Origin of the sequence: Lysinibacillus sp. NPDC094177 (genome assembly GCF_050279145.1) — a bacterium.
Classification (GTDB): domain Bacteria; phylum Bacillota; class Bacilli; order Bacillales_A; family Planococcaceae; genus Lysinibacillus.
In genome coordinates this window covers 19,305-33,893 of sequence record NZ_JBNNTW010000015.1, presented here as the reverse complement: position 1 = coordinate 33,893, position 14,589 = coordinate 19,305, and the positions used below count along the sequence as shown (strand labels likewise).

General features: G+C 36.7%; 13 protein-coding genes. 6 read left to right on the top strand and 7 right to left on the bottom strand.

The genetic code is table 11. The features are described from left to right. Positions 1-134 precede the first annotated feature (134 nt). Positions 135-854 carry a glycerophosphodiester phosphodiesterase gene (locus ACQKNC_RS19145; RefSeq protein ID WP_427426339.1) on the top strand — a complete coding sequence of 240 codons (720 nt, stop codon included), beginning with the start codon at positions 135-137 and terminating at the stop codon, positions 852-854. A gap of 199 nt (positions 855-1,053) precedes the next feature. Here the strand turns inward: ACQKNC_RS19145 and ACQKNC_RS19140 are convergent, their stop codons facing one another. After that, positions 1,054-2,076, bottom strand: a complete 1,023-nt coding sequence (locus ACQKNC_RS19140) for a DUF2804 domain-containing protein (protein ID WP_427426338.1) — start codon at positions 2,074-2,076, stop codon at positions 1,054-1,056. A 182-nt stretch (positions 2,077-2,258) separates the two neighbouring features. On the opposite strand from ACQKNC_RS19140, the gene ACQKNC_RS19135 reads away from it, so the two are divergent. Together ACQKNC_RS19135 and ACQKNC_RS19130 are read left to right on the top strand one after the other, a co-directional pair. Then, a complete protein-coding gene (locus ACQKNC_RS19135) occupies positions 2,259-2,753 on the top strand; it encodes an amidase domain-containing protein (RefSeq protein ID WP_427426337.1) in 495 nt (164 codons plus the stop codon). Between the two features lie 385 nt (positions 2,754-3,138). After that, a complete protein-coding gene (locus tag ACQKNC_RS19130) occupies positions 3,139-3,711 on the top strand; it encodes a nitroreductase family protein (RefSeq protein WP_427426336.1) in 573 nt (190 codons plus the stop codon). A 177-nt stretch (positions 3,712-3,888) separates the two neighbouring features. On the opposite strand, the gene ACQKNC_RS19125 is transcribed toward ACQKNC_RS19130, so the two are convergent. Next, positions 3,889-5,271 (bottom strand): dipeptidase, encoded by a 1,383-nt coding sequence (locus ACQKNC_RS19125; protein ID WP_427426335.1) that lies wholly within the window; start codon positions 5,269-5,271, stop codon positions 3,889-3,891. A gap of 228 nt (positions 5,272-5,499) precedes the next feature. Then, positions 5,500-5,871, bottom strand: coding sequence for an HsmA family protein (locus tag ACQKNC_RS19120; RefSeq protein WP_427426334.1), 372 nt, complete (start codon positions 5,869-5,871; stop codon positions 5,500-5,502). A gap of 241 nt (positions 5,872-6,112) precedes the next feature. Between ACQKNC_RS19120 and ACQKNC_RS19115 the strand changes: the two genes are divergently transcribed. Further along, on the top strand, positions 6,113-6,982 hold the full coding sequence (locus ACQKNC_RS19115; RefSeq protein ID WP_427426333.1) for a M23 family metallopeptidase: 870 nt from the start codon (positions 6,113-6,115) through the stop codon (positions 6,980-6,982). A 601-nt stretch (positions 6,983-7,583) separates the two neighbouring features. On the opposite strand, the gene ACQKNC_RS19110 is transcribed toward ACQKNC_RS19115, so the two are convergent. Next, on the bottom strand, positions 7,584-9,290 hold the full coding sequence (locus tag ACQKNC_RS19110) for a methyl-accepting chemotaxis protein (protein ID WP_427426332.1): 1,707 nt from the start codon (positions 9,288-9,290) through the stop codon (positions 7,584-7,586). A 320-nt stretch (positions 9,291-9,610) separates the two neighbouring features. On the opposite strand from ACQKNC_RS19110, the gene ACQKNC_RS19105 reads away from it, so the two are divergent. Next, on the top strand, positions 9,611-9,814 hold the full coding sequence (locus ACQKNC_RS19105) for a hypothetical protein (RefSeq protein ID WP_427426331.1): 204 nt from the start codon (positions 9,611-9,613) through the stop codon (positions 9,812-9,814). Between the two features lie 285 nt (positions 9,815-10,099). Here ACQKNC_RS19105 and ACQKNC_RS19100 read toward each other — a convergent pair whose 3' ends face one another. Further along, positions 10,100-10,969, bottom strand: coding sequence for a DMT family transporter (locus ACQKNC_RS19100; protein ID WP_427426330.1), 870 nt, complete (start codon positions 10,967-10,969; stop codon positions 10,100-10,102). Between the two features lie 675 nt (positions 10,970-11,644). On the opposite strand from ACQKNC_RS19100, the gene ACQKNC_RS19095 reads away from it, so the two are divergent. Continuing rightward, positions 11,645-12,193 (top strand): RNA polymerase sigma factor, encoded by a 549-nt coding sequence (locus tag ACQKNC_RS19095; RefSeq protein WP_427426329.1) that lies wholly within the window; start codon positions 11,645-11,647, stop codon positions 12,191-12,193. Positions 12,194-12,250: 57 nt separating this feature from the next. Here the strand turns inward: ACQKNC_RS19095 and ACQKNC_RS19090 are convergent, their stop codons facing one another. After that, positions 12,251-12,493: a hypothetical protein gene (locus ACQKNC_RS19090; RefSeq protein WP_427426328.1), complete on the bottom strand. Its 243-nt coding sequence runs from the start codon at positions 12,491-12,493 to the stop codon at positions 12,251-12,253. Positions 12,494-12,539: 46 nt separating this feature from the next. Then, the gene (locus tag ACQKNC_RS19085) at positions 12,540-14,480 is read right to left on the bottom strand and encodes a helix-turn-helix domain-containing protein (protein ID WP_427426327.1); all 1,941 of its coding nucleotides are present in this window, start codon (positions 14,478-14,480) and stop codon (positions 12,540-12,542) included. Positions 14,481-14,589 lie beyond the last annotated feature (109 nt).

The following is a 14,589-nucleotide window of genomic DNA, read 5'->3' as shown; positions in this document are numbered from 1 at the left end:
AATATTTACCATCAAGTGAAATTGTAATAGGCTTATTTGTGGAGTTAAGTTAAATTAAATGTAGAAATTCGTTCCACCAACTGACTTGTTCAAGTTTTTTTACTAATGGTGAGCGAACTAGGGGGTTATCAAATTTGGATATTTTTGCACATAGAGGCGTTTCTGCACATTACCCTGAAAATACTATGGCTGCTTTTGTGGCTGCATCAAAGCTTCCGATTACAGGGATTGAACTAGATGTTCATTTAACAGCGGATAGGGAGTTAGTCGTTATTCATGATGAAACGATCAATCGCACATCTAACGGCTCTGGCTACGTAAAGGATTATACGCTACAAGAGCTTCGTGCATATGATTATGGTTCATGGTTTTCTTCTAAATTTGAGGATGAAAGCATTCCAACTCTAGGAGACATTTTAGAGCTATTTGCAGGCACAAATCATCGTATTAATATTGAGCTCAAAACCGATGTATTTCCATACGATGGGATAGAAGCACTTGTTATTAGAGAGGTTGCTGCATATCAAATGACAGAGAGAGTGATAATTTCCTCCTTTAATCATGAATCTATTCAGATCGTCTCACAAAGGGCGCCATATATTGAAAAAGCGGCGCTTTTTGCGGAAATTTTAGTCGGTTTTAACGACTATACAGCTCAAATTCCGGCAGATGCTATACATGTCAGTCTACCTACAGCATTTCGGAGATCCATTCAAGAAGCTCTTAATGAAGGAGCAACTGTCCGTGTGTATACAGTTAATGATGTCGAGCACGCGAAGCAATTACAGCAGCTTGGTGTACAGGCAATATTTACAGACGACCCGGAAAAGATAGTATCTGGATTGGCAGGATAGAACTTGGAGCGGCGGATAGAATCGCCAAAGTCGTGGATAGGACCGATAGAGCGATAGAAAGAATAGTCAAAGTAACGGATAGCCCCACTAAGGGAACGGATAGGCATAGGCTTTTTCGGATTTAACGCGCTGAGAATGTGCGAATGTCAGTGCGTTAAATCCTAGTATGAAAAGAATATAGTAATTAAAGTTTCTGTTGCTACCATTTTACGCGGTTTTCTTCGATACTGCCTAGCATTTGTTTGATTATAAGTGTTTCGCCATTGTCTAGTAGTACGGAGCCGTCGTAATAGCCAAACATTTGGTGTACTTCAGATTTTATGAGACCAGCTTTTGTTACGGATACACGCTCGAAGATTGGGGAGAATGTTAATGAAACTTGGTTAGTGAATTTTGTCTTAATTTTCCACCGTTGCATTAAATCCTCTTGATTATAATTGAACAGTACATCCTCATGTATTTTTGTCATTTTACCTTCAACGAAAACAGCATTTTCGGTCATTCCCGTTCCGTCTGTCCATTTACCACCTAAATTGAGTCCGATTCGTCTACCTCGAACTCGCTGCGAGGCCATTCCCCAGTTCCATGTGGATGTGCGAGGCCAAACGCCACGACTGTATTCTAGTACAGCGAAGTTTTCCTCAGGCGAAAATGTAAAATGGCGAGTACCAATTGTTACGACTCCAGAAGTAGGAAGTATATGATGCTTACCTGTAAATTGGAATGTTTTACGGTTCCAAGGAATGACTACATTTAATGACTCATCTGTAGGTGGATGCTGAATGACAAGCTTTGCACGTAAAGCATCTCCGTCAAAGTCAGGGATTGAAACTGATAGATGCGTTTCATTTTGCATATATGTTATATCAATCATCATTTCACTATTTTTGAAGGATACTGAATCTAGAACCTGTGTAGGCATTTTTAACTTTCCGCCCAATGGAATTGTAATTGTTTTTTCAAAGTAGCGCTGTGTTTCATATTCAAGGAAATAGACGAAGCAGACCGCTGCGTAGTCTAGATGGCTAATAGTAGCAGAGAAGATGATCTCATCACCGTAGACACACCAATAATTCCATTTCTTTTTGCGCATGATATGGCCACTTAAATTGCTGTTTATGAGAGGTTTACGTGCAAATCCGATGGCAGCTGGATTTAAATTACCTTTTTTATCGCATAAAAGAGTAGGTTGTATAATTTCTTTCTCAGCATGCTGCTTCACATTCAACATCCCTTCTGATTCAAAAAATAAAAATCTATAATCCTTACCCTTATTGTAGCAAAAACTATCTTAAAATTGGCAAAGATGGTACCAATTAAGACCACTTTCGTCATTTTTATGAATAAGGACCTAGCTAATAGAAATAACTCTTTATACATATGTTTAACATAAGGAGGGGAAGTGTGGCAAAAATGTATAACAGACAAGCCGCTGTACAGTATGCAAACTTGTGGTGGAACAGGCGTAATCCAGCATTTCCGAATTTTACTGTTGATTGTACGAACTATATATCTCAATGTTTACTTGCCGGAGGAGCACCAATGCGAGGTGCTCCAAACAGAGGGAAGGGTTGGTGGGTTCAACATGGAAATTGGAGTTTTAGCTGGTCTGTTGCACATTCCCTTAGATGGTATTTGGAAGGCTCTACAATTGGATTGAAGGGTAGGCGTGTACAAACTGCTGAAGAATTAGAACTTGGAGATATCATTTTTTATGATTTCCAAGGGGATGGGAGAATTGACCATTCCGTAATTGTGACAAGTATTCAAAATGGAATTCCATATGTTAATGCACATACTTCAGATAGTATTAATCGACCATATTTTTATGAAGATTCAACGGCCTATACGCCAAGCATGACTTATTATTTCATTCATATTGAGGATAGTTTTGCTTAAGGTGATAGCAGTGTTAAAGCTCATCAATTTGTGATAATGTGAAAGATAGAAGATATAAATTTAGCCTTGGCGTAATTGCGTCTGGATTTTGAATTGTGCACGCACAATTCATTCCTTTGAAAATCCGTGACATCCGCCGGAGGATTTGGGCCAATATGATTTTGGTCACTCAGTCGTTGCCACAGGACGTGGCGTTCTTAGACTGAGTTCCTCTATTTCAGTAGGTGTTTGGACACCTGGAAAAAGGAACTGTATCTGAATTTATCTCACCACCTTCAGAGGAGGGAGTCTTCTGTATCTGTCGCTTTGCTTTCGGTACAAGAGAGATTTGCTGAATGAAGATAAATTTTAATTATTGTAATGTTATAGAAGGAGATAAGAGTATATGAGTGAACAATATTTGTCTGTTAGGGATGCGATTATTCAACGTCGTTCTATTAAAAAATTTAATGGCCAGCCGGTGGATCGTGAAGATTTAATGGCCATTATTGACGATGCAGTATGGGCACCGAATCATGGGAATCGTGAGCCTTGGCGTTTAGTCGTTGCATGCGGTAAGGAGTTATCTGCTCTTCATAATTTATTGCGTGATCTAGCGATACCGAAATGGCAGGAGCTTTCAAGTGAAGATTTAGCGAAGCAAATGACGAAATTCACATTACCAGGTGGCTATGCTTTTGTGATCGTTCCAGAGGATGCACGCCAAAAAGAGCGATTAGAAGATTACGCAGCGGCAAGTATTTTTATTCAAAACATTCAATTGCTAGCTTGGGATAAAGGAATCGGTTCATGCTGGAAAACACCTGCGTTCCTAGATAACCCAAAATTCCGTGAAGCCTTAAAGGTTCAGCCGGGTGAGCGCGTGATTGCGATGTTACAAGTTGGCTATTTTGATGAAGTGCCAAAAGGGAAAGAACGTAAAACATCAGCAGATATTGTTACGATTTTTGGAGAATAGCAAAAACAAGAGGCTGGGACATAACTAAATGGTTCCTTTATAAAGCCGAATAGTCTCTAAATTAACAAAACACGATAAATAGAAAAACCGAACTATTCCGAAACACTTCATGAGCGTGTCATTGGATAGTTCGGTATTTTTGTTGGCTGAAACACTTTTGTCCCAGCCTCTGTTGTTTTACTTTTGTAATTCAGCTACTTCAAATAAATAATCACTTAAAACACGTAGTCCTTTATCGAAGTTTTCTAAATGGAAGTGTTCATTTGGTGCATGGAAGTTTTCGCTGGATAAGCCGAAGCCCATTAGCACCACTGGTAACTCTAAAATTTCATCAAAGGCAGCCACGATAGGGATTGATCCTCCTCCGCGTGTGTAAGCAGTTGGTACATTATATACTTTTTCGTATGAGCGACCAGCAGCTTGGATAAATGGATGATCAAACGGTGTTAAGAATGGACGCCCTTTATCGAATTCAGAGATTGTCACTTCAATGCCTGTTGGCTTATGTTTTTCAATGTGTGCTTTTAAAAGTGCAACAATTTCATCTGGCTCTTGATTTGGCACAAGACGGCATGTGATTTTTGCGCCAGCCTCAGCAGGAAGCACTGTTTTAATGCCTTCGCCAGAGAAGCCGCCAAACACACCATTGACCTCTAATGTTGGGCGAGCCCAAGTACGTTCTAAATAGGAATAACCAGCTTCACCGAATAATTCCTTCACGCCAACTTCTTCCTTCACGGATTCTTCATCAAAACCAAGCGCACGGTAAGCTTCGCGTTCCTCTTCAGATAATGGTAAAACTTTATCGTAGAAGCCCTCAACTTGAATTGTGCCATGCTCATCGCGGAAGGATGCTAAAATGTCGGCTAATGCATGAATAGCGTTTTGTACACCGCCACCGTAAAGTCCAGAGTGAAGGTCACCTTTTGAACCACGAACATCAATTTGAATACCTGTTAAGCCACGTAATCCATAGCATACAGCAGGCTTACCAGGACCATATAAACCTGTATCAGAAATCAAAATTAAGTCAGCAGCTAGTTTCTCTTTATGTTCTTCAACATAGGCAGGAAGGTTAGGACTACCAATCTCTTCTTCACCTTCATAGATGAATTTCACGTTCACTGGTAAAGTACCAGTTGTCGCAAATAATGCTTCAATCATTTTTAAGTGCATAAACACTTGTCCTTTATCGTCACTAGCCCCACGAGCAAATAATTTATTGTCACGAATCGTAGGATTAAATGGCTCGGTTTCCCATAAATTTAATGGATCAACAGGTTGTACATCATAATGACCGTAAAAAAGAATAGTAGGTTTACCCTCTGCATGTAACCAATCAGCATAAACAACAGGGTGACCAGCAGTTTGCGTAATAGAGATGTTCTCAAGATTTAAATTTTTAAAAGCATTCGCAAGCCATTCAGCGGCATTTTGAATATCTCCTTTATGCTCTGATAAAGAACTAATACTTGGAATACGTAAAAATTCATTTAATTCATTTAAGTGTGCTTCGCGATGTTCTGTAAAATACGCATCTAATTGCTGTAAATTTGTCATCTAGTATCCCTCTTTTCAAATATTTCGATAATAGAAATAGTATAGCATAATGTGGTTGGGGAATCTTGTTATAGCAATGGTTTTGGAGATTTTTATTAATGCTTAGCCCAGTTCTATACTAGTACTACGAGAACATCAAGTGAAGATTATTGGCAAGGTGATTGAAAGAAGTTTTGTGGGAAAAGAAAAAGCTGCAGCGTTGGCAGACGCTACAGCTTAAATCCATCCTTATTTGTTGGTCATTCCATATATCATTCCAGATATATAAGGAATTAACCAAATGAACCATACTAATATACTTAACGTATGGAATTTTATCATCATTTTTGAGTCTTTTTTTATCAATACAATAGAAGCCCAAATTGCATGGAATAACATTAACAAGATTGCTAATAAACCTGTTATGCCATGGAAACTAAATAGAGATCCTTGTGAGGCCATTTTTTCCATCATGGTAGTTCCCAGTGTATCGCATAGTAAGCCTAACCAAAAAATAATCACATGCCATAACTTTAATGTTTTTTGGAACTTTTCTGCCCATACTCCTACGGAATAAAAAATTAGTGCTGCTGTAATAAATATAGTAGCAATTATTAGCATTTCAATCACCCGATTCATAGCACTATTTAAATGTCTTTTTCCTTAAAAAAGAATATCTACACCTATTGCTCAGACTTATTATAAAAAAGCAATATGAACATCAGATGAACAACAACATAGAAATTAGCTTCTACATGTTGGAGTCCAGACAATAAAACACTGTACGTTACTGAAACTTTTCGTAATTAAACTTCGTAAATATAATAAATGTTTTAATTATACATTAATGGGAGTTGTTATTATGGAGAAATTCAGTAGTCCGGAAGAAGTTATAGATATTTGGTTAAAAGAAGGTTACGAAAAAGTTTATGATGCTACATCAAAAGAGTTTCAGAAGATAGTCACTTTAGAACAATTTATTGAGCTAGGCACATCTTTTAATAATGGTGTTAAAAATTATCAATTAGAAACAATGACGGTATTACAAAATTTAACATATTATGTATGGGTAGATGATAAACGTGAGAAAGCAGTTGTAGCTTCCTTTGATAAATTCAATCAAATACAGAGTTTTTATTTAACGCCTTTTACTGTTTTTCCAAAAACGGATCAACAATATACAAAAAATAAATACATAATGCCAATTAGAGATAAGTGGTTTGTTTTTTGGGGCGGTACGAATGAATTTGTAAATTATCATTATTTATATGAAAGTCAGCGATATGCTTACGATTTAGTAAAAGTTCAAGATGGACAATCTTATCAAAATAGTCAAATTCGAAATGAAAATTTTTATGCTTTTGATGAAGAGATTATAGCGCCAGCAGATGGTAAAGTCGTAAAAGTTGTAGATGGAATAAAAGATAATGTGCCTGGTGAGATGGATGAACATAATCCAGCAGGAAACTATGTCGTGATTGAACATGTAAATAATGAATTTAGTATGATTGCACATTTTAAACAGAACTCGATTTTAGTAAAATCAGGTGAAATCGTAACGGAAGGGCAACTTATTGGGAAATGTGGAAATTCTGGTAATTCTTCAGAACCTCATATTCATTTTCAGGTAATGGATACGCCGAATATTGTAAATGGAACGTCAATTCGTATTCTATTTAAAGATGGTAAAGAGCCAATACAAGGAGACACGATATCGAATACATACGAATAAAAAAATAGTAAATTATCAATTCCAAGAACAATAGGTTGGTTCTTTTCATAACGGGGGCTACTTTTAATGATTCGTATGAAGAGCTAATAAAAGCAGTGAGCAGTGCCATATTGGAACTTGCTCACTTTTTTAGATGCTCACAAAAGCAAAATGAAAAAGTAGCTGGGACAAAACTGAACAAACCCTTAAAAAGTGCGAGAAATCAATTTAAAAACGTTGATTTCTCGCGTTTTTTTTGTGTTGAATTTTTAAATTTTGCTTAAAAAAATATGCTTATGTCATAAGCGACGTAAATTATCAGTGCTGTCAGAGAGTGTTGCATGAAGGTAGATGTCGATATTTTTCAAGAGTTGGTTGATAAATTAAAAAAAGTTGGGTGATAAATCGATAAAGTTGGTCGATAAACAATCAAAAGTTCTCGACAAATCTCAAAACTGTAGCTCATTAAAGATTTTTGTCGCTGCCGTTGCGCTCCGCTCCACTTTTGCTGCAGAAAAATGAGGTTTTGTCCCAGCTTTTTAAGAGCTACTTAACTAAATAAGCGGCATAAGGGGGTCACTTCAAAATGAAGTGACCCCCTAATCATTAGTGACAAATCATATTAAACTCGGAATTGAGCTGCTAAGTCTCTTAACTCTTCTGCTAAGTTTGCGAGTGCATAAGCAGATGATGAAATTTCCTCCATTGATGCCATTTGTTCTTCGGACGTAGCAGAAATACTCTCTGTGCCGGCTGTAGTAGATTTAGTTACGGAATGGATCGTATTCATACTACCAACTATTTCTTCAGTTCCTGCTGCCATTTGCTCGACTGCTGCAGATACTTCTTCTACCTGCATCGTAACACTTTGGATGGCACCTTGAATTGAAGCGAAAGTTGTACGTGTATTTTCTGTTGTTTTAATTCCTGCTGTAACTTCCGTCGTTACCAACTTCATTGATTCAACAGCCTTTTGAGTATCTTTCTGTGTCTCTGAAATCAATACTTCAATTTGGTTTGAAGAAACAGCAGACTGTTCTGCTAATTTCCTAACCTCATCTGCAACTACGGCAAAGCCCTTCCCATGCTCGCCAGCACGTGCGGCTTCGATTGCGGCGTTCAGGGCAAGTAGATTTGTTTGTTCAGCAATCGCTGTAATAGAATCAATAATTTGACCAATTTCATAAGAACGCTTTCCTAACAAGTCAACAACTTCGGATAGACCATTTACTCGATCTGTGATGTCTATCATTTGTTCATTCATTTGATTTGCTGCATTTATACCAGTTATCACCAAGGATAATGAATCCCTTGAAAGCTCACTTACAGCTTGAGCGTTTCCAGCTACTTGTTGAACACCTGTTGAAAGCTCATTGACGGTATTGAATGTATTAGAAACATTATTTAGTTGCTCTACAGATCCATGAGCGATAGTTTCCATCGTATTTGCAACCATCTCTGTTGCTTTTGTAGTTTCTGCTGCATTAACATTCAATTCTTCAGATGCTGCGGCTACATGATTAGCAGTTTCAGTGACTTTTGTTACCGTATTGCGAATATTATTAATCATCGAATTAAATGATTGAGTTAATTGACCGATTTCATCTTTGGATGAATAGGTACCTTGCACAGTCAAATCACCTTCGCCTGCCTTTAACATATTAGCCTGTAACCCTTTAACTGGATTCACAATTAAACGTCCAATCCATATTGCCAAGGTAACAAACGAAATAATGGCTATAATAGTGAGAATGGCAGTAACAAGTATAGTAGTGGATAAACTTTTTTTATTTGCTTCATTCAGCTCATTAGCATCTTTAGAACATAGAGTCATAAGATTACGTGCATCAGTTGCCACTTGCTCACGATAGTTATCCATATCTGTAGTGTATAGGGAATAGGCTTCCTCGTTTCGGTTCTTACTAGCCAAATCTCTGACCTCTGTCATGGCACTAATATATTCGTCAAGATTAGATTTAATAGATTCTAATAGTTTTTTTTCATCTTCTTTTCCAGTATAAGAGTCTTCGAATTTTCCGATTAATTCTTCAATACTTTGAGTTCTTTCTGTGATGTTAGCTTGTAGCTCGGCATTGCGTTTAGAATCCAAAGTAATCATAAGCTCTAAAAGGAAAGCATCCATCGCACGAGTGTCAGTTCGAATTTGACCGATATATTGGATTGGTAAAAGGGATTCGCTATACATAGATTTGGTTTTTTGTGCCATATCATTAATGTAATAAAAACCGCCACCTGAAATAATTAGCAAAAAAATAACAGCGGACGTAATGAGTGTTAAAATTTTCTTTCTAATAGAGAAGTTTTTCAAAAATATTTCCTCCAATGCCTCGATTATTTAAAGTGGTATATACTAATAACTTTGGATATATTGAGTAATATATATTTTGTAATAATATACCACATCTAAGGCGTTAATAAAAAATGAGTGAATTGTGGGATTTTTGCAAAAAAGTGGCTCAACGGACGCGCTCAGTAGGAACGGATATCAACCACACGTTAGGGTAATGAGCCATTTATATTTAATGGATTTACAAAAAGGAACAAGGTGCCGTTTTTAACAATATTCAAAATTTTAAGTTTTTTTTGTTAATGTAATTAGTGAACTATATTTTATGAGGGGGTTATTAAATGTCTTCTACGACAACTTTAATCGAGGATTTTCAAAGTTTTTTTAATCGTTTTCAAAAAGTATGGAATAGTTGTAACGCAAATGAAATGAATGCTTTAATTTCACCAGATATAGAGGTGCGGTGGGTAGGACCTGGAACTGATATTTCAGATTGGGGATACGAAGAGACTTGTAATGGTTGGGTAGAGGCATACATTATGTAGGTCATGATCCGAAATGGCATTTTAAGGATTTACATATTTCTCCTGCATCTAAAAACGAAGTCATTGCAACGTTTTGGGTAACTTTTGAAATGGATGGGAAATTTATAGATGTAGTAAAATTATTTGTTCAGAGATTTAGGAAAGAACAAAGATGAATGGAAATTGATAAGGGAATATTGTGAGCACCTGAATTCGGAATCTTTTATTTCTAATTAACCTAGGTTCGCGCTAAATAACTTCTAATAAAAAGCTGAATGAGAGAGTATCATTCAGCTTTTAGTGTGCTTATTTTCGAATAACCAGTAGTACGCCACTAAAGATTAATATGGTTCCAACCCAAAAGGATAAGCCGATTTGTTCGCCTAGTAATAGCCATCCCAGGAAGGTGCCGACGATTGGTTGGAAGAAGAAAAATAAGCCACCACTTGCAGCATTGAGCATCTGTAATCCACGATTCCAGAGTAAGAAGCCACACGCAGTAGAGATAACGCCTAAGTAGAGTAGGCCACCCCAGATTGATGGTTCTGCCATAGCATGGAAGTCTAAATTTATTAATCGTGGAATGGCTAAAGGTGTTAAGACAATGATAGCGACAAGTGTTCCGTAGCCAGTGACAACGATTTGTGAATACTGCTCCGGTACCCTTTTAATAAGGACGGACATCAGTGACCAGGTTAGGGCAGCGATTAGTAGAGCAATCCCGCCTAATTGATGTGAGGGATCGATATGTGCATTACCTACTATCATATAGACTCCAAATGTCGCTAGAATAATAGAAACAGCTTTTCGTAAGGTAAGTTTTTCTTTTAAAATGATCCGCGCAAAAACAACCATAAACGCCGGTGTTGTTGCAGTAATGATGGCTCCCATTTGAGCAGTAGACAGCATAGTACCTATTTCTTGAGCAACGATAGAAATCGTATTTCCGATTAGCCCAATCATAAAGATTAACAGCCAATCCCGTTTATCTATTCGCCAAGATTGCTTTGTAATAGTGCCAATGATGAACAAAGCGATTATTGCAATCATATAACGCAGCCATACTAATTCTAATGGTGGAATAGTATCGACAACTACTTTTACTACTACATACATGCCGCCCCAAATGCTAGCAGCAAGTGATAAATATAAGGAACCTAATAAGGTTTTTTTCATTTTTTCCCCTCCGTTATCTCTAGACAATGCCTGTCCTTAACGGAGATATGAAGATTCTCCGTTAAGGGAGAATAACTTCAGGTACATCATGTTCAAATAAAGGTGGGAAGATCATAATAGCCAGCTCCTTTTATAACCTATTTTATTTATCATATAACATTTTTTTGTATTTGATTAGAAAAAAATGATCCAATTCAGATCGCGTTATGTCACTTACGCCACCTGTTACGATTGCTACTTTATCTTTTAGTTTCATATTTAATCCCGCCTTTTATTTTGCTGTTGCTTCACCATCGATGACGAATTCGGCACCTGTTGAGAATGAAGACTCATCAGAGGCTAAAATTTGCTTCTCCTTTTCTTATTGTTCTCCACACCTGAAGCTAGTGAATATTAATATCCTTCCTCTTGAGTTGTTTGAATAATCCGAACTCCGTTTTGGTAATTTGAGGAAAAGTTATTGAAAGTACAATAAAAAAGAAGTGAGAAGGGCGTGTTAAGAAGCTTTCTATCGAAAAAGAAGTATAGTAATAAAACAATATTTACGAATATTACAAGTGAAAGCATCTAAGCTTACACGATTGTAATGTAATTGAAAGCCAATACGATAGAGTGTAATACATTATTTTGCGAGAATGTGTATAGAAGCAAGAACAAGAAGCGGAGGAATACACAATGAATGAAAAATTAGAAGGCGTATATGAGGAATACAATCGTTACATATACCACTTATGTTTAAAACTTACTCGCAATAATGTAGAAGCTGAAGATTTAATGCAAGAAGTATGGGTAAAAGTTGTGCGCTATGAGGATAGCGTTGCCGAGGTGGAGCATATTAAAGCTTGGCTTACAACAATTACAATGAATACATTTAGAGATCGCTATCGTAAAAAAGCACGACGCAGTAAATACATGATGAACCAACCTGAAACATTAGACGTACCGATTTTAGATTTGGTTCCCAATAATGACATTTCAACTGAAGAAAAAATTGAAAAAGATATTGTAACTAAATTAGTACAGGATAAAATGGGTCAATTAGATGGGATTTATCGTAAAACATTATGGTATTTCTATATAGACCAATATTCACTTGCTGAAATTTCTTCAATTATGAAAGTTTCAATTGGTACTGTGAAATCTCGTTTATTCCGTGCAAAAGCTCGTTTGAAAGAAATGCTAATGGCTGATGTATCAATAGTAGAGTCTGTGCTACCAGCATGATGACATGCATTGGTCGCACTAAATAATTACTTAGACGGAAGTATTCGTTCGGCCAATTCAAAAAAGATGCATTGCAAAATTACTTTGCGATGCATCTTTTTTTGATTTTATCGCTGGTAAAACAGAGAACAACGCTGATAAAACCTCGAACATCGCTGATAAAACCTCGAACATCGCTGATAAAGCATCGAACATCGCTGATAAAACCTCGAACATCGCTGATAAAACCTCAAACATCGCTGATAAAACCTCGAACATCGCTGATAAAACCTCAAACATCGCTGATAAAGCATCGAACATCGCTGATAAAACCTCAATCAATGCCGATAAACAACAATTTTATTTCTCATTCACTTAAATGCAGGGCTAAATGAATTTCTAAATAATGTGCGGGATTGTGTAAATCTCGATCTAATAATTGCTCGATTTTTTCAAGTCGATGGTATAGCGTATTTTGATGAACGTGTAAGGTGGAAGCTGTCTTCGAAATAGAACGATTTTGATCAATGTAACAACGAAGTGTTTCAAGTAAAGTTTCATCCTTTAACTTGTATAATGGAGCTAATATATCATGGACAAATTGTCCAAGCTCTTCTTCGCTTTGCTTACTGAATAATCGATTAATACCTAGCTCCTCATAACAAATAATTGTTACTTTATCTTCTTTTTTTGTGTGGCGCAGAGCCTGCCGGAGAGCTTGTTTACTTTCTTCTGCACTCTGGGCGACCTTAAGTAAGTGATCCTGTACAGTTCCTATGCCAATTGCAACTTGTTGATGATAAAACTGAACCCAACTGATGATGGCTTGCGTTAATTGTTGTTTTATTTTTTGACGAAACGCTGTTTCTCCTTGTAGTACCCAAACGACCGTTTCACGCTGTGTAAATATAAAATGCTGATCTTTAAAATATTGCTGTACATGTTGAATAAATTGCATACTATTTTTATGAGAAAAGTGTTTCAGCTTAAATTTTACGACGAATGTTGGCTTCTTGATATCAAGTCCTAACTCATCATAACGAGAATCAACGAGAGGGGCTCGTCCAGAGATAAGCTGTTGGAAAAGCTCAAAACGTTCTTTAAAATTCGTTTGTCCAGCTGCTTGTATTTGTAATGATTTTAAAGTTGAGCTCATCGCCGCATTTTCAATAATCATACGTTGCTGACTCGTTAATTGCTCCACACCCTGAATAATTAAATAGCCAAAAGTTTCTTTTTCATTTCCAATCGGAAAAACATAGCCTATATCAATTAATTGTTCCTCGTTAATTGTTGCGAGCTTGTCCATCTGAGCCAGCTGTAAAAACGTTTTACGATCTGCTAAATTTACATATTGAACGTCTAATTGTAATAATTCCTTCGTTGTTTGAATGATTTTCATTTCTTGTACATTTTGCAAGGATAGTTTAATAAAGATTTGATGTATTTCATCTTGCTTTACAAAGTAAGCATTTAGCCGTTCTATTTCTTCATATGCTTCCGCATTTCTTATAGCAACTGCTGCCTGCGATGCGAAGCTTTCTAGAAGTCTTAAATCACTTTGTTGAAAAGCACGCTTATTTGTATATTGATGGACAACCATCACACCGAGTTTTCTTTCATTAAAGGCAATAGGAACAGCCATCGATGTAATATTCTCGATTGTTCCTAAATGTATGGCTTCCGCTAATGCGTCTCGATTAATTTTCGCGATATTCCTCATGATCTTTAATGCTTCTTGATAGGTGTAAATGTCTGATATACCTGTTTGAAATGTATAACCTGCCATTCCCTCGCCTAATTGGGGAGCATAATCAAAGATACGCTCTGTCACCCCAGTACTAGCAACTGTATATAAACGCTCCCTTTCAGAATTGAATAACATTAAAAATCCACGGTCAATTACTGGAATAGCTTGAATGGCAAAATCCATGATGGTCTGCAATAGCGTTTTGATTTTCAAAGTTGAATTCATCGCACCCATTAGCTGAATGATTGCTAATTTTTGTTCACGTTGCTGTATGAGGATTTTCTGATAAAAGGTCTTTTCTAGCTGCCAAACTAAAAATTGCTCATCATAGCCTGTAAAATCTCCAAAAATAATCCCTTTTACCATATACTCATTTGGCTCAGGTATGTATAACGTTGCACTGAAGCGTTGCTGTTGTTTATCCCAATGTATTCCTTTAAGGTCGGGGTTTATATCACAGGGCCGACCAGAAAATAAAGACCATTCCTTTGTTGCACTATAAATATAAAAGCTACAATTGTCATCGTTCAATATAAATTCATTTTCCCTTAGAGACATCGTTATTTCGACTCCATTCCCTAAATTTCAGAATATATTCTAATGAACTTTTATAAACATTGTAAGATATTCTAATGATTTCGTCCTTTATTTTTCTTAATATTTAGAT